This is a genomic window from Alteromonas nitratireducens (assembly GCF_040812025.1).
Classification (GTDB): Bacteria; Pseudomonadota; Gammaproteobacteria; order Enterobacterales; family Alteromonadaceae; genus Alteromonas; species Alteromonas nitratireducens.
Genome location: NZ_JBFNPK010000011.1, coordinates 1 through 21,816, shown reverse-complemented (window position 1 = coordinate 21,816; position 21,816 = coordinate 1). Strand labels below are relative to the sequence as shown.

Sequence of the window (21,816 nt, the reverse complement as noted above, 5' to 3'; positions counted from 1 at the left end):
CTGCCGTTGGCGGTGGCTGGCCTCAGGACGCGTCTGGCAACAGCTCAGGATTAACTTGTTTGTAGCGCTCCCGCCAGACGGCTTTTGCCTGTTCAATCTCGTCGGCGGTCGGCGCTTCACCGTTGGCCAGCGTAGTTGCAATGCTGTAGATGATTTTGTCACGCTTTTTCAGCAGACTATCGGCTTTGGCGAAGAGGTTTTTAGCCTCCGGATACGCGGCCTTTAAGTCCTCTATGCCTTCCAGCCCAACGAACCGTGCTTCAAACGCCTCGTTGAACAGCGCGCGCTTCGCATTAAATATTACGTAGTCGCGGGCCTGCTGCGATGCCAGCCAGGCCTGGTCCTGCTCTGACAATTCAGCCTCACGGGCCACATCCTGCGCCTTTTTCAGCCAGGCATCGATGGTCGTGTCGTCATTATCCCGAACCCCTTGCTTAATGCCCGCTTCAAGATCTGTCGCATTAAGAATATCCATGACGGTGATAACCGGTACTGTCTCTCTCGCGCTATCGTTGGTCTCATCCGACAAATAAAGCAGTCTTCCGGCCACCGCAATCACAATGACGACCAGCACCAACAGCACCTTGTTCATAGACATCTCCTACACCGTAAACTGTTAATATCAATTTTGCGGTGTCAAGAATAACACAGCCGCAGCAGGCATACCTCCCTCACCATAACAGCCATTTATCGTAGTTAACGGCGCACGCCCTCCAGGCTGATGCCGTTGATCACTATCTGCATATGGCCTTTACCCACACGAATGCTGACCTCGTCGGTGTAGGTCAAGCCCAGTGTGCGGTTGCTTTTCGCCGCAAGCAGTTCCTCGTTCATAAATAATCTGCCATCAAACTCATGCAGGGTAACGGTATCGCTGTCGGCGCCGAGGTGCTTTTTCAACTGGCCGGGTTCGAAGGTATAGCTGCCAAAATCCGCGGTAAAGGTCGAAGGATCTGCCAGGTGTGTGCGCTGTGGCAGATCAACCGGCTGACCTTTCGACAGCAGGAATACGTCGCGCAACATCGGCAGAATTGGCGTATTGCCCCAGTTTGAGGTTATCGCGATAAAGTCGCCGCGCTCTGGCGAGCGGATCATCACACTTTTGGTGCCATAACCACTGCCTGCAGAAAAATACAGACGTTCATCGCCAAACGTTTTTATACTCCACAGGTAACCTTCATATTCCCCTTCCCCGCTTTGAATATGCGGGGCAAACAGCTTGTCTGTCAGCGCGGCAGGCAGCAGGGTATGTTCCTGCAATGCCACCATAAAGCGATACAGATCGTCGGCAGTAGAATACAGGCCGCCGCCCGCATTGACGCCGAGGTGCTTGGTTCGCTGCGCATGGGTCAGGCCGGTCGGCGTCAGCCGGTAAGGCACCGCCTGGTTAGCAACCACCGCCCGGCCACGGTAAACCCCGGTATTGGTGAGTTTGAGCGGCGTAATAATCTGCTGAGTAATGACATCCGCATAGTCCATGCCGGATACCGCCTCAAGCACCGCCCCCAGCAGCGTTACCCCACTGTTTGAGTAAGCATATTGCTCACCAGGAGAAAACTGCAGAGCCTGTTTGTCGACCAGCTCCCGGGCCTGCTCTTGTAATGTCAGTTCCTGATACCATTGGATCCCGGACTCTCTTGGCAAACCTGAGGTGTGGGTTAACAGGTGATGAATGGTCACCTCATCACGCCACGTGGCGGTGAGGTACGGCAGGTAAAGCCCTACCGGTTTATCCAGCTCAAGTTTGTTGTCTCTGACCAGCATCAGAACAGCGACACCCGTAAAGGTCTTTGATATCGAATTGATAGAGTTTCGGGTGGATGGTGTCATGGCAATATCAAAACTCCGGTCCGCCAGCCCGATACTTTGCTCAAACACGGTTTCTTCATCCCTTACGACTTTTACGGTACCGGAAAAGCCATGCACCTGGTGATAGGCATTCAGCAGTGACGCCATTTCCGCCTTATCCTGTGTCGCATCAGCCGTCGCGTACGCCGCATTAACCGCCAGCATCATGCCGCCGGATATCAGTAAAAGACGGCAAAGATTATTGATAACCCCTGATAACATGCCTACTTTCATAACTACACTCCTTTTTGGGTATGGCAGCTTATCTTTTCATAAACATTTTTATCTTTACACAAAGAAACTATTGCAGAGTGTGTCTGGCGTCTCAAATTGCAGGTTAAGCTTATGAATAAAATCACGTTTTTGAGATTTTCGCCGAGTGGTCTGATGACTTTCATCAGTTATGCAGAGATATAAAAACTGATCATTGTTATTTTTTAAGCACTCTTTTTATGATGTTCGTTAACAATTCAGCAAGAGTATTAACATGGCTAAAATCCCTCGCGATAAGAATAACGACTATACCGTGGACATGGCTGACGCCCGGCGGGACTTTGTGGCATCACAAACCAATACCGAACTACACCACCTCGGACACTATTCTGTCGAGCCTGGCACGTTATCAGGCAATATCGAAAACTTCAGTGGCGTGGCACAAATTCCGATTGGTTTCGCAGGCCCCATGCTGGTCAACGGCGAACAGGCGCAGGGTGAATTCTACGTTCCTATGGCAACCACCGAGGGCACGCTGGTCGCCAGTTATTCCCGCGGCATGCGATTAACCCGCGAGTGCGGCGGCATTACTACCACCGTGCTGGATGATGCCATGCAGCGCGCCCCCATGTTTTCGTTTAATGATGCAAGGGCATCACGCGCATTCGGTGAATGGGTTGATGCCCATTTTGATGAAATTAAAGCGGTTGCCGACAGCACCACCAGCGTCGGCCGGTTGTCTGACATTGAGCAATATGCCGCCTCCAAGCTTCGCTGGCTGCGCTTTAATTACCGCTGTGGTGACGCAGCCGGCCAGAACATGGTCAGCAAAGCAACACGCGCGGCCTGTGAATGGATAAAGGCGCAAAATCCACCGGGGCTGGAGCATTTTGTACTCGCCGCCAACATGGACACCGACAAAAAGCACTCGCATCTGAATTCCCTGCATACCCGTGGCAAACGCGTGGTGGCCGAAATTACACTGGAAAAGCAGAAGATGCAGGACATCATGCACTGCTCACCTGAGGCCTTATACCGCCAACGTCAGTATTCCAACATGGGCGCAATGATGGCAGCCAGCGTGAGCAATGGCGCCCATTTTGCCAACGGCATCACGGCACTGTTTATTGCCTGCGGTCAGGATGTGGCTAATGTTGCCGAGTCTTCCGCCGGTTTTACTTACGCGGAGATACTGCCTAACGGAGACTACTATTTCTCGGTAACCATTCCGTCACTGGTAGTGGCCACCTTTGGTGGCGGAACCGGTCTGGCAACACAAAGAGAATGCCTTGATGTGCTGGGCTGTGTTGGCAGAGGCCAGGTTAACAAGTTCGCTGAAATCGTGGCAGCCACGGTGCTGTGTGGTGAGTTGTCACTGGGTTCGGCCGTGGTCGCCGACGAGTGGGTGTCGAGTCACGAGCGACTCGGCAGAAACCGTTAAGCGACGGGAAAAATCAGGCGGTTGTGGACGCGCTGGGTCGTCCGCGCTGCTTCTGTAACCGGCTGTAGCTGAACATTTCTTCTCTCGCCAGCTTGCTGTAATAAATCAGCTTTTTTTCATCTTCTACGGTGAAGCGACGCGCTGTCGGGCTGACAATACATAAGGCGCCCAACGGCAGACCTTCACGGTTTCTGATAACCGCTCCGGCATAAAAGCCAACTTTCATTCCAAACGTCACCAGCGGATTATGCATATACACCGGATGACGGCGGGTATCTTCTATCACCAGGATCTCATCTTCCAGGATGGCATGCGCACAAAAGGAGACGTCACGATTGGTTTCGGTCAGTTCACTGCCGTGTTTTGACAAAAACCACTGGCGGTCAAAATCCACCAGCGATAACAGCACCAACGGTACATCAAACACTTCTGCAACGCTTTTCGTGATCATATCCAGCCGGGGCGATGGCGGCGTATCGAGCAAACCGGTCGCATGCAACGCGTCGACTCTGGCATATTCCAGGTCATGCAAGGGCGCCCAGTAACGCGTAGCATCATCTTCTGCGATCATAAGCATCCTCGTTAACTACGCAAACATGCATCGTTGGGTTGTTCATATTTCAGGTAACGTAGCCAGACATAGGCTCAATACATCACAGCGCAGCAAAAAGATTACCCGGTCGCTTTATACTTTAGTCTATATTGACGCCCGATAGTCGCGACAAAACAGACCGCTTACGGCGGCACAAATAAAAAACGCCGCACTAATGCGACGTTTTTTATTCATGGGCGGGCAAAACTATTACTCAGAGGGGGTGGAGTTCTCTACCCTGCTTTTGAGTTTTTGACCTGGCCTGAAGGTCACTACACGACGGGCTTTGATTGGAATATCTTCACCCGTTTTGGGATTTCGGCCCGGGCGCTCGTTTTTATCCCGCAGGTCAAAATTACCAAAGCCAGACAGTTTCACTTGTTCACCGGACTCCAGCGCTTCTTTGATTTCTTCAAAGAACATTTCCACCAGATCCTTCGCATCACGCTTATTAATACCCAGTTTTTCGAATAAGTGTTCAGCCATCTCGGCTTTGGTTAGTGCCATAGTTTACTCTCTTAACGCTGCCCCGAATTCAGATTCCAGGCCCCGCACCACTGTATCTACCGCATGTTGAATGTCAGCTTCTTCCAGCGTTTTTTCCGGGTCCTGCAGATGCAGTGACAAGGCAAGACTCTTGTAGCCGGGCTCAATTCCCTTGCCTTTGTACACGTCGAACAAGTTTAGGCCAACTAGTTGATTTACGCCAATTTTTTTAGCGTAAGAAAGTATGTCCCCTACTTTCACCTCATCTTTTACCGTAATCGCGATATCACGACGGTTTGACGGGAAACGTGACACCGGCATTGCAGCAGGCAGTTTACGCGGGCTGATGGCGTCAAGCTCAAGTTCAAAAACAAACGCACGCCCGTTCAGGCCAAGCAGTTTGCTGAACTGAGGGTGGACGGCTCCCACATAGCCAATACTGCGGTCATCCAGCATGATCTCTGCTGACATACCCGGATGCAATGCACTGTGATCTGCCGGTGCGAACGAAATACGGTCGCTGTGGCCCGTTAATGCTAACAGCGCCTCGACATCGCCTTTGGCATCAAAGAAGTCAACCTGTTCATCGCCGTTATCCCAGTGCTCAACGGCGCGACGACCGGCCAGCACACCACCAATAACAGGCTGCTGGTTGACTCCGTTTGGCGCGTCCGGGTCTGGCAAAAAGCGTAACCCGGTCTCAAACAGACGAATACTGTTTTGCTGACGCTTCTGGTTATACGCTGCAGCACCGAGCAGCCCCGGCCACAGGCTGACACGCATGACTGACATATCCGCCGAGATAGGATGCGGCAGCACCATGCCTTTGTGCTGTGGAAACAGCGCATTTTGTACCTTCGGATCGACAAAAGAATACGTGATGGCTTCATGGTAGCCCCGCGACACCAACAGCGACGTAAAACGTGATACCGGTAATACAGCTTCATCACCCGCCAGCATGGCCAGGGTTGCCGTTGGTGAGACGTTAGGGATGTTGTTGTAACCGTACACGCGTGCAACTTCCTCTATCAGATCTTCCTCAATGGCAATATCGAAACGGTAGCTTGGCGCTACTGCCTGCCAGCCTGCGTCTGTTTCAGTCACTGCCATACCAAGACGATTCAGCATTTCGGTGACTTTGTCATCGTCAATTGCAATACCCAGCACACGGGTCAGGCGCTCGCGGCGCAGCGTGATGGTTGCGCGCGTCGGCAGTGAAGCCTCATCAACGGCTTCAGCAACCGGCCCCGGCTGACCACCGCAAATGTCTGTGATCAGTGCCGTAGCACGTTCCATTGCCTTACGCTGCAGCGCCGGATCGACACCTCGTTCATAGCGGTGTGAGGCATCGGTATGCAGACCATACTGACGGGCACGTCCCATAATGGCATCACGGCTGAAGAAGGCGCTTTCCAGCAGAATGTCTTTAGTGTCAGCGTTCACACCAGAATGCAGACCACCAAAAATACCCGCCATCGCAAGCGGTTTGTTGTCATCGGCAATCACCAGCGTGTCGCTTTTCAGTTCAACCGTTGACTCATCCAGCAGGGTCAGTGATTCGCCCTCGCTGGCCAGACGCACGTTAATGCCGCCGTCAATAGCGGCAAGGTTAAAGGCATGCATAGGCTGGCCTAATTCGATCAGCACGTAGTTGGTGACATCAACAATCGGGTCAATACTGCGGATGCCGCTACGGCGCAGTTTTTCCTGCAGCCAGAGCGGTGACGGTGCAGTCACATCTACCCCTTTGATAACCCGCCCAAGGTAACGCGGACACGCATCCGGCGCTGAGAGCGTAATGTTCAGCGTATCATCAATCTCCGGGGCAACGTCATCAATCTGTGGTTCACACACATCCAGGTTATTCAGAACGCCCACTTCCCTGGCGATACCACGCACACCCAGGCAGTCCGCCCGGTTCGGCGTCAGATCAATTTCGATGGTGCTGTCGTCCAGGTTCAGGTATTCACGGATATCTTTGCCTACCGGCGCATCCTGTGGCAGCTCAATAATGCCATCATGATCATCACTGATCCCCAGCTCGGAGAAGCTGCACAGCATGCCCATCGAAGGTTCACCACGCAGCTTGGCTTTTTTAATTTTAAAGTCACCGGGCAGTACTGCGCCTACTTTGGCTACCGCGACTTTCAGGCCCTGGCGACAGTTTGGTGCGCCACACACAATATCCAGCAGCTCGTCGTCACCCACGTTCACTTTGGTAACACGCAGCTTATCGGCATTCGGATGCTGGTCACATTTCACAACGCGTCCCACAACGACGCCGGTGAACTCAGCCGCCACCGGTTCGACACCGTCAACCTCAAGGCCGGCCATGCTGAGCTGTTCAGAAAGTTCTGCTGTTGTCAGAGACGGGTTAACCCACTCCCTTAACCATTGTTCACTTATTTTCATGATAATACTTTGCCTTAACTAAACTGCTTCAGGAAACGTAGGTCGTTTTCGAAGAACGCACGCAGATCGGTAACGCCATAGCGCAACATGGTGAGACGTTCGACACCCATTCCAAAGGCAAAACCGGTATATTCTTCAGGGTCTATCCCTACCGCTTTCAGCACGTTCGGATGGACCATGCCGCATCCGAGTACTTCCAGCCACTGACCGTCCTTACCCATCACATCCACTTCCGCCGACGGCTCTGTAAACGGGAAGTAAGACGGACGGAAACGCACTTCCAGCGACTCTTCAAAGAAGTGATGCAGGAAGTCGTGCAGAATGCCTTTCAGCTCGGTAAAGCTGACATTTTTGTCTACCATCAGGCCTTCTACCTGATGAAACATCGGCGTGTGCGTCTGATCGTAGTCGTTACGGTAAACGCGTCCCGGGGAAATAATGCGCAGCGGCGGCTTTTCTGCTTCCATGGTCCGGATCTGTACACCGGAAGTCTGCGTGCGCAGCATCAGATCAGGGTTGAAGTAGAAGGTATCGTGGTCCGCGCGCGCCGGATGGTTTGCCGGAATATTCAGGGCATCAAAGTTATGGAAACCGTCTTCCACTTCGGGACCGGTTTTAACAGCAAAGCCAAGCTCGCCAAAAAATGCTTCAATACGTGCAATAGTGCGGGTAACAGGATGGGCATTACCCGGCGTGACCACGCGCCCTGGCAGCGTGACGTCAACCGCCTCTTCCGCCAGTTTGCGGTTCATTTCCTGCTGACGCAGGGTTTCACCTTTTACGGTGATCGCCTGTTGAATTTGTTGTTTTGCCAGATTGATCTTCTGGCCCGCCAGCGGGCGTTCTTCGGCAGACAGTTTACCCAGCCCTTTCAGCAGGTCTGTCAGTTTGCCTTTTTTGCCCATGTACTCAACACGCACCGCATCAAGCGTGGCAGCATCTTCTGCTGCGTCAATGCGACCCTGCGCCTCATTGACGATTGATTCAAGCTCCATAATGTCCCCAGTATGGCAATTTTCAGTTCATGATAAAGCTGCGTATTGTACACAACAGGGGCCGCACAGCACTACCCTGTCAGGCAGATAAACTGCGAAAAATGCACAACTTTCACGTGATGGGAAGGAAATGTTCAAAGTGCCAGGGATGATAAAAGCCCCCTATCACTCCTTAAGCAACGGCAATAACACGTTAAAGGCGGGATCGGCAGCATCGCCAATCAGCTCAAATACAGTCATCTCGGTGCTTCGCAGCGCCGCCCCGAGTGTCTGCATGCGCGCCAGACCGGCGGAGCGGTCAGCGGCACGACGTGACGAGCAGCCGTCGGTCATCACACTCACCGAAAAGCCACTGTCTATCAGCCCCGCCACGGTATGATAAACACACACATGGGTCTCGATACCACAGACAATCAGATGAGACCGGCCCGTTTGCGACAGCGCAGACGCAATGTCCGCATTTTCACAGGCATTAAAAGTGGTTTTGGCAAACGGCGTGTGCCCTGCCAGTGCATCAGCAACCGGCTTGACGGTTGGCCCCAGGCCTTCGGGATACTGCTCGACCCACAACACAGGCAGGTTCAGCGTTCTGGCAGCATGAATAAGCATCACGATACGTGCTGTCACTGCCTCTGCATCGACAACCTGACGGGCCAGCCTGCCCTGTACATCGATAACCATTAACGCGGTATCGTCCCGTTGCAATAAGGTTGCGGGCTGACTCATTCTGATTTCTCCTCGCTTTTTAGTCCTGCGCTCAGCAAAATGGTTTCCAGCTCTTCGGTAATTTGCTCCTGGCGAAGGTGATTGCGCTGTTTTTCCAGCGTCAGGGTCTGATCATCAACATTGTTCAGCGCATTTTCAAGGTGTTGTAGCCGGGTCTGATTTTCACTGAAAAATGACAGGGTCAGCACATGGTTCAGTCTGGTCAGAATATATTCACTCATGGCCTGCGCATAGAACGCCTCAGGACTGAGATTCAGGATCGGAGAAAACCCCTCCTCAGCGTTGTTGTCCGGGTGAGCCAGACTGCCCAGCAAAGGTTCAAAACGGGGCGATGACGATGTGCCGTCGTGATAAAGCACGGCAACCTGTTCCGGCGTCATTGGTGAATCCGGCTGGCTGATTAACGATGTCAGCGCCGACAGCACACTTTCGATTTCTGCAAACACACTCGCCGCCTTGAGTGGACTGACGACACGCGGTTCCTGCTCAAGCTTTACCGACAGCCGGTAGCCGACCGGATAAATCTGGCAATCCGACAGTCTTCCGTCTTCCGTCAGCGCATGTAGCTCATCACACAGACGTGCATTGAAATTGCCACAAAAGCCCCGCTCTGATCCAAGTATGAACAGCACCGACGGCGCCTGTGGTGCAGGCAGAGATAGCTGCGGGCTGCCCGCAATCACCCGCACTATTGCCTCCTGCATAGTGTTAAGCCCTTCCGTCTGGCTTTCTACACACCCCCTCGCCTGCTGACTTTCCAGCAGCGCAATAGACTTCAGACTGCCGATGATCAGTGCAATGTCACCTAACTGGTCCATGCGGGTTTTGAGTGCGCGGGCATTGGTCATGTCAGTGACGCCCGCCAGTTTGTCAGGGCGTCGACCCAGGCACGGCGCTCAGCGTCCAGATTCAGCGACAACCCGCCGACGACCTCTTTCAGGTTTACCAGTGCCTGCGGTATGTCAGACGGTGTCACGTCATCAAACCAGTGCTCGTTATACGCCAGTAGCCAGGCAAGATTAAATGACGGCGTCACCGGTGCCAGCCGGTTTTGTTTAAGCAGCACCTGAAGTACGCGTCCACGCTGCAGCACCTTTTCCATTCCGGGCTCAAGACGGGTGCCAAAGCGGGTAAAAATTTCCAGTTCGAGAAACTGCAGGTAGTCCAGCTTAATCCGACCGGCTTCCCGTTTAATGGCTGGATGCTGGGCGTTGCCGCCAATCCGCGATACCGACCGGGAAATATCGATAGCGGGTCTGAAACCGGCATTAAACAATTGGTCTGTCAGGTAAATCTGTCCGTCAGTAATTGAAATAAGATTGGTCGGAATGTATGACGCAATTTCGCCCTGCAGGGTTTCAATGACCGGCAGTGCGGTCATGCTTCCGCCACCAAATTCCGCCCCAAGACAGGTTGCCCGCTCCAGCAGCCGCGCATGCAGGAAAAATATATCGCCCGGATACGCCTCCCGTCCCGGCGGCCGGCGCAGCAACAATGACAACTCTCTGTACGCATGTGCATGGGTGGTCAAATCGTCATACACCACCAGCGTATCGTGCCCTTTGTGCATCCAGTACTCAGCGAGTGCACAGCCGGCATAGGGTGCCAGGTATTTTTCTCCGGCCAGCGCACTGGCCTCACTGACCACCACCGTAGTGTAGTCCATGGCACCAGCGTCGCGCAGATACTGAATTGTGGCCGCCACCGCCGACCGGCGCTGACCAATCAGCACATACACGCACCGCACATTGCGGCCTTTCTGATTAATCACAGCATCAATCGCCAGTGCGCTTTTTCCCAGCCCCTCGTCACCAATAATCAACTGACGCTGGCCTTTTCCAATGGGGATCAGGGCGTCCACAATTTTAATGCCGGAATACAGCGGTTTATTCACAAAATCGCGCTGATGAATAGACGGCGCTTTGGTATCAAGCACGTGGCGGTCAGAACAGTCTGCCGGCGGCTTGCCGTCAAGCGGTTCCGACAGCGGCGACACCACCCTGCCAAGCAGGGCATCGCCCACAGGAATACTCATCTGCTGCTTTGACAGGCTAACCACGGTACCGGCTGCCAGCGCCGTGGTTTGTTTAATCAGAATGGCACCAAGGCGGTGCTCATCAAGATGAAAAACCAGCCCGCGACTACCGTCCTCAAACAACAGGATTTCATCCATGGCCGCAGACGGCAGACCGTCAATCCAGGCAATACCATCTCCCACTGAGATCACGCGTCCGGTCTCATGAATGCGCGGTGTGAATGCGTAATTGCTGAGCTTGTCGGCAATTTTCATGAGCGGGGAATGGTGTCGGGTTTCAAGCGGATTAACTTTCATGCAGCAACGCTTTAAAGAACGCCAGTTCACTGTTCAGGGTGGCCTGAATACGAAACGCATCCAGCGCAATTTCTGCTCCCGCGATCAGCGCGGGTTCCACCCCGAAGTGACACTGAAGCGCGTCATTCCCGGCGATTTTTGCAAGCGCCGCCGCCAGTGCCTGCTGTAACGGTGCGGGCAGCGCATACGCCGTGGTTACCATGGCGCTGACCCCGGCTTTGTCAGCCTGTTCGCGCAGGGCTTTTTTTCTGGCGTCGGGTAACGCTGACAGGTCTTCAATCAGGCGCTGCACTATCTGCTGTTCCAGCTCAGGTCCGGCAAACCTCTGCAGCAGGCGTGATACAAACTGGCCACTGAGGGTTGCCGCTTGCTTTTCCAGAGCGAGCCACGCTTCGTTTTGTTCGTGTGAAAGCAGCGCCTGCCTGCGCGCCTTCTCGGCCGTCATCTCCTCGTCAAGCCGGGCCATTTTTTGCTCACGCAGTTCTGCTATACGTTTTGCCACGTCGGCTTCACGCGTTTGGTAGTCCTGCTCCAGCCCGGCAAGCCGGGTTTCATACTCGCGCTTTATTGCGTCTGCGTCCTCATGATGCTGCCTGGCTTCTTCCAGCGTACTTTCAATACGCTGACGGCGCCGCTCGATGGCTTCGATCACCGGACGATACAAAAACCGCTTCAGCAGCCACATCAACACGACAAAGTTGATGAGCTCCAGAATAAACGTGGTGCCGTTCAGTTCCACAGCGGGTCTCCGTTATCAGATAAGCGACAGCAGCGGATTTCTGAACAGCACAATCAGTACAATGACCAGCACGTAGATAGCCAGCGACTCAATCATGGCCAGACCGATAAACAAGGTTCGCATGATGGTTTTCTCTGATTCCGGCTGGCGGGCCAGCGACTCCAGCGCCTGACTGATAGCCTTACCCATGGCGATGGCCGGCAACATAACCCCCAGGCCAATTGCAAGTAACGCGGCGACGGTAGATGCCACCACCAGAAGTGTCATGTCATTCATGAAGGGGTTCCTTTTTTCTCATTGTGTTTTTCAATATTTTCCTGCTGGGTTTGTATGGCACTGGCGATGTAAATCAGCGCCAGTACGCCAAAAATGTAGGCCTGCACCAGCGCCTCGACAATATGCAGCATTAACAGCGGGACCGGTGCCAGAAAGCCCGCCACCATCAGCACCAGCAGCGCAGCGATTTCCAGGCTCATGATGTTGCCAAACAGGCGTACCGCCAGTGCCAGCGTGCGGGTCAGCTCACTGATGATGTGAAATGGCAACAGCAGGGGTGATGGCGACAGGTAATGACGCAGATACTGCTTCAGGCCGTTCGCGCGAATGCCGTACCAGTGAACAGAAAAGAAGACGATGATGGCGAGCGCGCTGGTCACTGACAAATCCCGAGTGGGTGATTCGAGCCCTGGAATAAGGCCAGTAAGGTTGGAGACAACCAGAAAGATCCACAAGGTGCCAATCAGCGGCGTCAGCGGCTTTGCGTAATCGGGCTGAACGGCCGCCACGGCATCTTCTATTGAACCGACAATGCCCTCCAGCATGCTCTGGCGCATACCCGGATGCAGCGTCAGGTGACGGGTGAGCACAAAAGCAAGCACCACCAGCAGCAGGGTAACCCCGACACTGGTCAGTACACTTTTGCTGATATCCAGCGGCCCCAGCGTCAGCGACCAGTCACTGAAAAGCGCGTTATCGGTCATGCGGCTCTCCATCCGTGTCGCGAATATAAAAATACACGTTAAACGCACCAACAAACACGCCAACAATGATGAGGCTCACTGTCCATCTGGTCGAGAAGCCCTCCAGCCGGGCGTCCAGCCAACTGCCAAGATAAGCACCGGCCACCAGCGGGATCACGAACAGCAGCCCGAGGGTTCCCAGCAGCCCTAACTGCGAGAGAAAATGCCGGTCTCTGCCGGCCTTTTGCCACTGCCTGCTCTGTCGCGCGACGCGTTTTTCCAGCGATTTCCTGTCCACCTTCACTGCCAGCGCTCCATGTCGACCATATGACGCAGCATCGACTGCTCGATGCGCTCAAGGTTGGATTTACTGTGGTGCAGGCTGTCTTCTGCCTGAGAAAAATGAAGACGCAGTTGCTCAGCCATTGTGGTGTGATCGCGACCGAGCCAGTATTGATGGGTATGCAGGGTCAGTGCGCGCTGCCGGCAGTGCAGCAAGCCGCCCGGCGTCGCCAGATAGCGGGTCTCGCCGTTAACCAGACGCAGCGTGGCCATACCGACACTGAGCACAGTCATAAACTCAGCATGACCGGGCAGCAGACAAAACCTGCCGGAGTCGTCATCACCAATAAAGGCCGTTACATTATCGAGGGTTTCATCACCGTAAGCCGCATAAATACGCAGGGTGTATGGCTGACTCATGACGCCTCCCCTTTCATACTGCCACGCATGTAACAGGCCTTTTCCGGGATATCGTCATACTGACCGCTTAAAAACGCCTCACAGTCATCCAGCGTGTCGTCCAGCGGCACACTGACACCCGCCACGCCGGAATGGGCTTCGGTAACAAAAAACGGTTGTGTGAGATAACGCTGCAGCTTTCTGGCACGTTTCACCACACGCTGGTCTTCCTGTGAGAGTTCTTCCATGCCCAGCATGGAGATAATATTTTCCAGTTCTTTATAACGACTTAAATGTTCACGCACCTGTTGCGCAATGCGATAATGCCGCTCACCCAGCACATAGGGATCGACCAGCCGGCTGCCGGACGCCAGCGGATCAACCGCCGGATACAGGCCCTGGCTGGCGGCCGCGCGTGAGAGAATAACGCGCGTATCCAGGTGCCCCAGAATTTCACTGACGGCCGGATCGGTCATGTCATCGGCCGGTACATAGACCGCCTGCACCGACGTAATCGCCCCTTCCGGTGTCGAATTGATCCGCTCTTCCAGCTCAGACACTTCCGATGCCAGCGTGGGCTGATAGCCAACGGTAGCGGGCATGCGGCCGAGCAGGCTGGATATTTCACTGCCTGCCTGGACAAACCGGTAAACGTTATCCACCACAAACAACACTTCCTTGTGAAGTGTATCGCGCAGATATTCTGCATAGGTCAGTGCACTTAACGCGGCACGAAAGCGCACGCCCGGCGATTCATCCATCTCGCCATAGACCAGCACCGAATGCTCCAGCACATTGGCCGCCTTCATTTCATGCCATAACTCATGACCTTCACGGATCCGCTCGCCAATACCACCAAACACCGACAACCCTTTGTGCAGATGGGCAATAGCGTGCATAAATTCCATGATCAGCATCGTCTTGCCAACACCGGCGCCACCAAACAGGCCGGTTTTTCCGCCCCGTACAAACGGGCAAAGCAAATCGATAACCTTGATACCGGACGGCAGGATCTCGTCGGTAATCACCGACTCACTTAAGGGACGCGGCGGCGTATGAATGTCACGATAATCACTGATGTCCGCTGCAGGCAGGTTGTCGAGCGGCGCGCCAAAGATATCCAGTACCCGCCCGAGACAGGCCTCACCGACCGGCACCCGCACCGGCGCGCCGGTGTCATACACCACGGTGCCGCGCTGTAAACCGGTACTGCGGTGTAAGATGATGGCGCGGATGTGATCATCATCGAGATGCTGGTGCACCTCAAAAAAGTAGGTATCGCCGTTCACCCTGGCCATCAGCGCGCGATTGAGCGGAGGCAGACGCTGGCATCGCACCACAATCACCGGTCCCTGCACCTGGGTTACTTCACCAATTGGCTGCTGCGTTGTTGTCACTGCCATCCTTTCCTGCAAAACATACCTTTTTGCTCCCCTTTATAGGTTGTAGCAGTGATAGTTATAGTAGGAAAGAAAACAACGAACTTTGATCCCGAATAACTTTTCTGCGAATGATCAGCGACATGGCTTGTGCAGTTGTCATACACTGACAGCGCATCGCCGAAATTATCAGGACCAGTAATGAAAAATAAAAACAAACCTGGCGACACGCCGGCTACTGTCAACATGCCTACCCCTCCACCCCCGCAACAGCGCCATGCGCCCCTGCCGTGGAGCCACCCCAAGTCGGACCGGCATGATGCCAGCATTGATGCCAGAATTCGGGCGATACTTGACAGCCCAAGCTACCGTCAGGCCGATCAGGACATTGATTACCTAAACACCGATGCCACGCGCGGCACACGATTGCTGATTGATTATCAGAAAGCCGAAAACCTGCTGACCGAACACAATATCCAGCACACGATTGTGGTGTTTGGCAGCACCCGTATTACCGACGAAGAAACGGCCCATGCCAGTGTCGAAGCACTGAATCAGCAGCTTGCGCAAACCCCTGACGATGTCATTCTGCAGCAACGCCTGAAAGTTGCCCGCCAGTTACTCATCAAAAGCCGGTACTACGATGTTGCCCGGCAGTTTGCCCGGCTGGTCAGCGAGGCCAGCAAGACACTGCAGGACGGTCAGCTTCTGATCATGACCGGTGGCGGCCCGGGCATTATGGAAGCGGCCAATCGCGGCGCGTTTGATGCAGGCAGTAACAATATTGGTCTGAACATTAACCTGCCCCACGAACAATACCCCAACCCCTACATCACGCCCGAACTGTGTTTCCGGTTTCATTATTTTGCCGTGCGTAAACTGCACTTTTTGCTGCGTACCCGCGCACTGGTGGTGTTTCCCGGCGGCTATGGTACGTTCGACGAGTTGTTTGAAACCCTCACCCTGATGCAGACCCGAAAGCTCAGACCGATGCCGGTTGTACTGGTGGGTGAAGCCTACTGGCGCAAAGCCTTCGACGTGGATTTTCTGGTTGCCGAAGGCGTGGTTGATCCGGAAGACCGGGATTTATTCTGGTATGCCGAAACCGCCGACGAAATCTGGGACAGCATTTGCCGCTGGCACCGGCTAAACGGGACACGTCTGCCCTGCGACTGCAGTGAAGACTGATGCGGGCAACGTGGGCACAAAAGGTTATGCCAGCGTTTTTACCATAAAGTATTTGCAACCTGTTCTGGGATAGCCTTGCTGTGCCCACTGCACGTCGTAACCGTGTTTTTCGTAAAACGGCCGGGCCTGAAAGTTCAGGGTATCCAGCAGGCACTTTGTACAGCCACGTTGTCTGGCGACCCGTTCAATCTCGTTGAGCAACCGGCTGCCAATATGCTGACCGCGCAGCGATTCGTCAACCCACAGGCGCTCCAGCAACAACCAGTCGCCAAACGTCCGGCCTGACGCGCCAGCCAGCACATTGCCATTATCGTCTTTCATAGTCACAGCCAGAGGAAGGCGCTCGGTCACTTCCCAGTTGGCCATGTTAAATTCAACAATTCGCTGGCTGAGAAAATCGATCAGTGCCGGATCCGGATCGTCATGCAATTCTATTTTCATTGTGCAGTTACCCTTTCGACGGTGAGGCGTCTGCGGTGAGGTTATACTCGCTGGCTACGCCATTCACAATGCGCGCTATACCCACCATGCTGCCCGTCCTGTCCGCCGTCCATTCGCAGCGAAGCTGACCTGTGCCTTTTCTCAGTACCCCACGCCAGCGCGGCTGCTCGGCACTGAACGCGCGATAGGCATCGGTCAGCTCCCAGCCACGGGCCTGATACTCGTCAAGTATGGTGGCAAACGTATCAGCCGGTATCGCCTGTATTATCAGCAGGCCACGACGTTTAAATCTGGCTTTTTGCAGCGCATGGCGCAATGCATTAAACATGGTTGTTTCCATTCTTACGGTCCGCTCACATTGTTACCACGAAACCGCGCGGCTGCAAATGGTACCGGTGTCGTCTTTTGTGGCCAACCGGACAGTCAGCGATACGCGCTGCGTTACTGCCAGCCCCTTCTGCCTGCCGCATAAGTCTGCTAGGCTTGACGACCATTTTGTAAGGGACCATAACAATCACGATGCGGTTTATTATTCATCTGGGCTTGGGTAAAACCGGTACCACGTCGGTACAGCGGCATTTCAGAGAAAACTTTTCACGTTATCAGGATGAGGGCGTGCTGTATGCCGGTCTGCGCTTTGAAACCCTGGGCAAAGACAAGCAGTGGCAGCGCGGTGCCGGCACCTATCGCAAACTCAGTCCTGATGAATTGCTTGGCGAGTTCAAACAGGCCACACAAAAGTATGTGTCATATGCCAGTGACCGGCAACTGCACACGGTGGTGCTGTCAAACGAGTCCTTTTCAACTGAGCTCCCCCGCCTGAAGCCCTACTTTGACTGGCTGATGCAGCATCACGACGTTCACTTCGCCGTGTATGTCAGAGACATTGATTCGTGGGTCGCATCAGCGTATGAGCAATGGGGTATCAAGGATGTAGCGAAAAAAGGCAACGTGCCGACATTCAGACAATATCTGGCTACGGCGCCCTACCGGCAGCCTGGCAATGTACTGCAGACTATCAGGCAGTACGGCTATTTGCCTCGCACCTATATTAAGAACATGCGGGCAGCCAAAAATAACGACGTGACCGAAGATTTTTGTGCGTACTTTTCCCTGCCGCTCATCGTCAAACCGATACGCGACAATGAGGCGCCCGACGACAACAAAAAAGCCCTGTTTTTTCTGATGCAGCGCTATTACCACAAAAGGTTTAAGGTTCGCAAAGTCGATAAGTTATATGACGCCCTGACGCACAAAGGCGAGGAGCAGCACCAGTTCATCACTCAGTTTTACCCGCGCATTCAGGATGCCAACATCGACAGCATCGCCAAAGAAAAAAGACGCGTAAATCGATATCTGCCTGCTGATGAGCAATTTAGTGAGGACGTGGCGTTTAAAAAAGCGGATCCCCAACTTGCACCACTGTCTTATAACCTGCTGAGTGCGTATGTTCAGTGGATGAACATCACAGAACAAGCCGACCCAAACGTGCTGATTCAGGCGGCGTCCAGGCTGGAAACGGTCGACCTTACCCTGAGTTACAACCTGCTTGCCCAGGCCAAAATATTCAGACCCAATGGTAAAGTGGTCAACGCACGCATGGAAGAATACGCGGCACTGCTGGCCAGAGGCGTAAAGGCTAAACGTTCAGACGGCATTGTTAAAACCCTGATAAAGCGTTTGAAACGCAGTTAAGCTATCGCATTTTTTTGGTTCAGCCAGTCTTTGATCGACGCCTGGTAGCCTGTGACGACCGCAAACGTTTTGCAGTCAGTGAAAAGCGTATCAAGCTTGTCTGACGTCGTTTCTGACAATGCTGTGCCCTTGTAGCGAATAGCCGCGAGTTCTTCTTCACCATTCGTCTGTACGAGCAGCAAGTTGAGTTTTACCAGACGGGCCATCTCTTCCTGAAACTGGAAAAACTCCCTCAGGTGTGTGGCTTTTACGGTAGCGTCTTTATTCCCGCCTCCGGGAGAGAGTATTTCATCAATAAGACGATTAAGCCGCGAACGTGCTGCAATAGCGTTATCCATTACGTTTAACCATGGTGTGTCTTTTTGCTCTAACACATGCAGGAAGTATAGGGTTCGCGCTTTATTAAAGTTAATAAAACCGGGCCACATTACGTCTTCACTCGATATACTTAGTGCCCTGTCAAAGTGTTCACAGGCCGTGTTGAGATACAAAATCGTATCTTCTTTAACAGAGGGACGCAGTTCGTCAGCTTTTGAATTAACAAAATCCAGCCCTTCCAGTGACAGAATATCGGTATTTCCCATATTCAGCCCGTCCCGGATAAGGTGCATACCTTTCTTGTTGTAATACAATCCAAGGTAATTGTGATAGATAGTTCGGGTAACCGGGTTTCTCAATATGGGCCCGCGAACATGCAGTAAATCAGCATGAATGTTGAAATCACCGTCCGCGACAAACCGCTGATAGGCCACAACGGCTTTAAAGAGTTTTATTGACTCTGTAATTTGGATGGCATTGCCTTTACTGACGGCGTGAAGAGCATCGCGCTGTTTATCAATAGTCAGTAGAATTTTGTCCATACGCTTTTTGTAACGGCCCTTATCCGTATCTGACGCGTTGAAAACCGCAGGGAAAAGCACGATGAGGTCAATCAGATATTGCAACGTGTCAGCAAACATTACCGCCGTATCAGATTCATACTTGAGCTTACTCTCCATCGACTCAAAAAGTGCATTTTCGAGCGTTTTTTCATCCTTTGCCTGATAGTGATTGATCAGTTCAGGGAGAGATGTCACATAGTGCTCGTTATCAAGAATATTGCCTTCCATTTTGCTGATGTTATTTACGCTATCAATCGATGTGTATGTCCTCACCGCAATGAAAAGCGCAAGCACCGCGATACAGAATCCTACGATGAATATAGTGAAGTTCAGCAGATCCTTCCCTTCTTTGAGGTAATAGACCCATATCGCCAGACCGGCGGACAATACAACCAGTATGAAAATTGAGGTATACAGCAGCGTAGCTCCACGCATAACACTTGTCCTTTTATCTATTCTGTTTTGCCCAGCAATTAACGCTTGTTCAAACTACACCCGACGTGTCATAAACACGCTGTGCGGGTCGGGCTGATAACTGCCAAATGGCCCGCAGTCCTCAAAGCCGTGCCGGCGATATAAACGCTGGGCAGGGTAAAAATACGGCTGTGTGCCGGTTTCCAGACTGACCCGGCAATAACCACACGCTTTCGCATGCGCTAGCACATGGGTAAGCAGGCTACCTGCCACTCCCTGATTCCGGTAAGCCTGTGCGGTACGCATCGACTTCAGCTCGGCATGCTGGTCATCCAGGTGTTTTATTGCCAGACACCCGGCCAGGTTGCCATCAATCCAGCCACTATAAAACCGGATCGCCGGTGACTTCAGTGCGTCGATATCCAGCGCATGGACACTCTCGGGTGGCGATGTGGCATACATGTCACGCAGGTGTTCTTCCAGCAGCGCAATCACGTCGCCGCTGCTCAGGTCGTCGGGTGTAATGTCCACGTTTTGTTTCACTCGCTGTCAGTCGGTAATGACCGGTTTATCGTGTATTGTTCGTGCGCGCAGTGCACACCATGGCTACGGTGTAAGCTGCAAATGATACTCGTGCTCATCCTCACCAACCAGCTCAAACCCCATGGAATAATACAATCGCTTTGCGGGATTTTGTTTGAGTACCGTCAGCCTGACAGGCTTTTCCCCTGCCCGCTTTATTACATCGGCCAGTATGGCACGGCCGTAGCCTTTGCCCTGGTGCGCTGGCAGAAGCTGGAACTGCATGACATACACTGAGGCTGGCTGGTCCTCATACTTGAGCAGCCCAACACACACCCCGTCGAAATAAATAAGATAGGAGTGCTCATACTGGTGGGCAACCCGAGCTTTGTGCTCAGCCGCGGTCAGATAAAGGCCAGCGGCCTCAAGGTGCTCGTTCATGGTTTGCAGGCGAAGCGCCAGCAAAAACTCTGCATCCTCTTGCGTTGCCCTGACCAGTTGATAGTCCATACGTCCTCTTTACTAAAATACAGGAACGCCGGGCACCGGGTTAGTTTTCGATGCGCCCGGGTTCGGCAAATTTTGCTTTGGCATAAAAAAATGCCGGCAGTGGCATAAACGACACCATCATCATGAGCAGCAGATACGTGACCAAACCCACGACCTGCAAATACACAACCACGCCCATCAGCATCATCAGCGCACCCGATATCAGGATACTGTTACCCACAACGCCGCCGAAACCATCCGGATTGGATAGCGAGGAAAAATCCACCCCGTTAATCAGGCTGTGTTGCTTTTTCACTGCGATAAGGTAACCCAGCACCACCAGTACAAGGCCAGACAGTACACTTATGATTAACAGAAAAAATAACACGTTCATCTTATCTCCTTATTGATGATTGCTTTTCCAGATTCCGGCTTAGGGTAACCGCTTTTCGACTTTCCAGGGAGGATTTAACCGCTTGTCGCCAGCCCAGTACAGTTTAATTTTGTTGCCGGACGGATCTCTGAGTACAGCCTCTTTCCACAGATACCGCTGTTCCTGTGGCAACTGCTCAAACACTATGCCCTGCGCTGTAAGGCGCTGACACAAGGTGTCCAGATCCTCATGCTCAAAATAAATAACAGAATGATTCTCACCGGCATCGGGCGCCAGCGATAACGAGAATGTGGCATTGCCGTCGGGACATGAAAAGCGCGCGTAATGGGGGGTATCGACAATTTGTGTAAAGCCAAGGCGAAGATAAAACAACACCGCGTCATCCATGTTTTTCACAGGCAAGGTAACCTGATTAAGCTCCATTTCGTCTCCTGTAGTATCGAATAAATTTCACTATGGCATACGCCAGACACCGTGCCGAGTAGCACCATAGTCATTTGTCAGAGCGAATCACCAATGATGTACATTGCGCCCAGAAACCATGCCCATAAAAGCGCAGGAAGTAAACCCATATGGAAAAGGTGAAACCACTTTGAACCTCTGTGCCTGACCAGGCTAAAGACAATAGCGGCGAGTGGTACTAAACACAATGCCGTATATTCCTGCATGTAACGAAAACCACTCAGGCTTAGTTTGTTGATTAATATAGCCAGCCCAAACGCCAATAAAATGGAAATGCCATGGGCACTGACAGAGAGTCTGGTGATGATGTAAACCTCCCCTAATTAGTTACACCCATAATTAGAGGTTTCGGCCAGTTCATGCTTGGTTAAATATTCCCATGGTGTCAGATCATTCAGCGCATCATGGGGGCGCTCTTCGTTGTATTCAGTCATCCAGCTATCCGTCAGTTCACGCACTTCATTGAGTGTTTTGAAGACATACATATTGAGTATTTCGTCGCGGTAAGTCCGGTTAAAACGCTCGAT

The 21,816-nt window shown here is 52.9% G+C and carries 26 protein-coding genes; 3 read left to right on the top strand and 23 right to left on the bottom strand.

What is annotated here, in order from left to right; translation table 11 throughout:
• Window positions 1-22: 22 nt before the first annotated feature.
• Entirely contained in the window at window positions 23-592 is a 570-nt protein-coding gene (locus tag AB1N33_RS10800; protein ID WP_411271561.1) for a hypothetical protein, read from the bottom strand.
• Window positions 593-696: 104 nt separating this feature from the next.
• Entirely contained in the window at window positions 697-2,082 is a 1,386-nt protein-coding gene (locus tag AB1N33_RS10795) for a serine hydrolase domain-containing protein (RefSeq protein WP_411271560.1), read from the bottom strand.
• Window positions 2,083-2,335: 253 nt separating this feature from the next.
• Here AB1N33_RS10795 and AB1N33_RS10790 point away from each other — a divergent pair, with 253 nt between their 5' ends.
• Window positions 2,336-3,502: a hydroxymethylglutaryl-CoA reductase gene (locus tag AB1N33_RS10790; protein ID WP_411271559.1), complete on the top strand. Its 1,167-nt coding sequence runs from the start codon at window positions 2,336-2,338 to the stop codon at window positions 3,500-3,502.
• Window positions 3,503-3,515: 13 nt separating this feature from the next.
• Here AB1N33_RS10790 and AB1N33_RS10785 read toward each other — a convergent pair whose 3' ends face one another.
• The 13 genes from AB1N33_RS10785 to atpD form a co-directional block, all read right to left on the bottom strand.
• Entirely contained in the window at window positions 3,516-4,073 is a 558-nt protein-coding gene (locus tag AB1N33_RS10785; RefSeq protein WP_411271558.1) for a GAF domain-containing protein, read from the bottom strand.
• Between the two features lie 231 nt (window positions 4,074-4,304).
• Window positions 4,305-4,601 carry an integration host factor subunit alpha gene (gene ihfA / locus AB1N33_RS10780; RefSeq protein ID WP_411271557.1) on the bottom strand — a complete coding sequence of 99 codons (297 nt, stop codon included), beginning with the start codon at window positions 4,599-4,601 and terminating at the stop codon, window positions 4,305-4,307.
• Window positions 4,602-4,604: 3 nt separating this feature from the next.
• Window positions 4,605-6,992, bottom strand: a complete 2,388-nt coding sequence (gene pheT, locus AB1N33_RS10775; protein ID WP_411271556.1) for a phenylalanine--tRNA ligase subunit beta — start codon at window positions 6,990-6,992, stop codon at window positions 4,605-4,607.
• 14 nt (window positions 6,993-7,006) lie between these two features.
• On the bottom strand, window positions 7,007-7,987 hold the full coding sequence (gene pheS, locus AB1N33_RS10770; RefSeq protein WP_411271555.1) for a phenylalanine--tRNA ligase subunit alpha: 981 nt from the start codon (window positions 7,985-7,987) through the stop codon (window positions 7,007-7,009).
• A 165-nt stretch (window positions 7,988-8,152) separates the two neighbouring features.
• Complete coding sequence (locus tag AB1N33_RS10765) at window positions 8,153-8,713, bottom strand: isochorismatase family protein (protein WP_411271554.1); 561 nt, start codon at window positions 8,711-8,713, stop codon at window positions 8,153-8,155.
• A complete protein-coding gene (locus tag AB1N33_RS10760) occupies window positions 8,710-9,561 on the bottom strand; it encodes a F0F1 ATP synthase subunit gamma (protein WP_411271553.1) in 852 nt (283 codons plus the stop codon). Before AB1N33_RS10760 ends, AB1N33_RS10765 begins: the two co-directional genes overlap by 4 nt.
• Window positions 9,558-11,045 (bottom strand): F0F1 ATP synthase subunit alpha, encoded by a 1,488-nt coding sequence (locus AB1N33_RS10755; protein ID WP_411271552.1) that lies wholly within the window; start codon window positions 11,043-11,045, stop codon window positions 9,558-9,560. Before AB1N33_RS10755 ends, AB1N33_RS10760 begins: the two co-directional genes overlap by 4 nt.
• Window positions 11,035-11,784 (bottom strand): F0F1 ATP synthase subunit delta, encoded by a 750-nt coding sequence (locus tag AB1N33_RS10750; protein ID WP_411271551.1) that lies wholly within the window; start codon window positions 11,782-11,784, stop codon window positions 11,035-11,037. Before AB1N33_RS10750 ends, AB1N33_RS10755 begins: the two co-directional genes overlap by 11 nt.
• A 15-nt stretch (window positions 11,785-11,799) precedes the next feature.
• A complete protein-coding gene (atpE, locus tag AB1N33_RS10745) occupies window positions 11,800-12,060 on the bottom strand; it encodes an ATP synthase F0 subunit C (RefSeq protein WP_411271550.1) in 261 nt (86 codons plus the stop codon).
• On the bottom strand, window positions 12,057-12,764 hold the full coding sequence (locus tag AB1N33_RS10740) for a F0F1 ATP synthase subunit A (protein ID WP_411271549.1): 708 nt from the start codon (window positions 12,762-12,764) through the stop codon (window positions 12,057-12,059). The genes atpE and AB1N33_RS10740 overlap by 4 nt, the downstream gene beginning before the upstream one ends.
• A complete protein-coding gene (locus tag AB1N33_RS10735) occupies window positions 12,754-13,041 on the bottom strand; it encodes an AtpZ/AtpI family protein (protein ID WP_411271548.1) in 288 nt (95 codons plus the stop codon). The genes AB1N33_RS10740 and AB1N33_RS10735 overlap by 11 nt, the downstream gene beginning before the upstream one ends.
• Window positions 13,042-13,043: 2 nt before the next feature.
• Complete coding sequence (locus AB1N33_RS10730; protein WP_411271547.1) at window positions 13,044-13,445, bottom strand: ATP synthase subunit epsilon domain-containing protein; 402 nt, start codon at window positions 13,443-13,445, stop codon at window positions 13,044-13,046.
• Window positions 13,442-14,821 carry a F0F1 ATP synthase subunit beta gene (gene atpD / locus AB1N33_RS10725; RefSeq protein WP_443983623.1) on the bottom strand — a complete coding sequence of 460 codons (1,380 nt, stop codon included), beginning with the start codon at window positions 14,819-14,821 and terminating at the stop codon, window positions 13,442-13,444. Before atpD ends, AB1N33_RS10730 begins: the two co-directional genes overlap by 4 nt.
• A 183-nt stretch (window positions 14,822-15,004) precedes the next feature.
• On the opposite strand from atpD, the gene AB1N33_RS10720 reads away from it, so the two are divergent.
• A complete protein-coding gene (locus AB1N33_RS10720) occupies window positions 15,005-15,991 on the top strand; it encodes an LOG family protein (RefSeq protein WP_411271545.1) in 987 nt (328 codons plus the stop codon).
• A gap of 24 nt (window positions 15,992-16,015) precedes the next feature.
• On the opposite strand, the gene AB1N33_RS10715 is transcribed toward AB1N33_RS10720, so the two are convergent.
• Together AB1N33_RS10715 and AB1N33_RS10710 are read right to left on the bottom strand one after the other, a co-directional pair.
• Window positions 16,016-16,432, bottom strand: a complete 417-nt coding sequence (locus AB1N33_RS10715; RefSeq protein WP_411271544.1) for a GNAT family N-acetyltransferase — start codon at window positions 16,430-16,432, stop codon at window positions 16,016-16,018.
• A 7-nt stretch (window positions 16,433-16,439) separates the two neighbouring features.
• A complete protein-coding gene (locus AB1N33_RS10710; RefSeq protein WP_411271543.1) occupies window positions 16,440-16,772 on the bottom strand; it encodes a hypothetical protein in 333 nt (110 codons plus the stop codon).
• 179 nt (window positions 16,773-16,951) lie between these two features.
• Here AB1N33_RS10710 and AB1N33_RS10705 point away from each other — a divergent pair, with 179 nt between their 5' ends.
• Window positions 16,952-18,127, top strand: coding sequence for a hypothetical protein (locus AB1N33_RS10705; protein WP_411271542.1), 1,176 nt, complete (start codon window positions 16,952-16,954; stop codon window positions 18,125-18,127).
• Here AB1N33_RS10705 and AB1N33_RS10700 read toward each other — a convergent pair.
• The 6 genes from AB1N33_RS10700 to AB1N33_RS10675 all read right to left on the bottom strand — a co-directional run.
• Window positions 18,124-19,443 carry a hypothetical protein gene (locus AB1N33_RS10700; protein WP_411271541.1) on the bottom strand — a complete coding sequence of 440 codons (1,320 nt, stop codon included), beginning with the start codon at window positions 19,441-19,443 and terminating at the stop codon, window positions 18,124-18,126. The genes AB1N33_RS10705 and AB1N33_RS10700 overlap by 4 nt on opposite strands.
• 54 nt (window positions 19,444-19,497) lie before the next feature.
• Window positions 19,498-19,953 carry a GNAT family N-acetyltransferase gene (locus AB1N33_RS10695; RefSeq protein WP_411271640.1) on the bottom strand — a complete coding sequence of 152 codons (456 nt, stop codon included), beginning with the start codon at window positions 19,951-19,953 and terminating at the stop codon, window positions 19,498-19,500.
• A 75-nt stretch (window positions 19,954-20,028) separates the two neighbouring features.
• The gene (locus AB1N33_RS10690; RefSeq protein ID WP_411271540.1) at window positions 20,029-20,454 is read right to left on the bottom strand and encodes a GNAT family N-acetyltransferase; all 426 of its coding nucleotides are present in this window, start codon (window positions 20,452-20,454) and stop codon (window positions 20,029-20,031) included.
• Window positions 20,455-20,494: 40 nt separating this feature from the next.
• Window positions 20,495-20,827: a hypothetical protein gene (locus AB1N33_RS10685; RefSeq protein WP_411271539.1), complete on the bottom strand. Its 333-nt coding sequence runs from the start codon at window positions 20,825-20,827 to the stop codon at window positions 20,495-20,497.
• 39 nt (window positions 20,828-20,866) lie between these two features.
• Window positions 20,867-21,250, bottom strand: coding sequence for a VOC family protein (locus AB1N33_RS10680; protein ID WP_411271538.1), 384 nt, complete (start codon window positions 21,248-21,250; stop codon window positions 20,867-20,869).
• 362 nt (window positions 21,251-21,612) lie between these two features.
• A partial coding sequence (locus tag AB1N33_RS10675) for an integrase core domain-containing protein (RefSeq protein WP_411271297.1) occupies window positions 21,613-21,816 on the bottom strand: 204 nt, incomplete at its 5' end.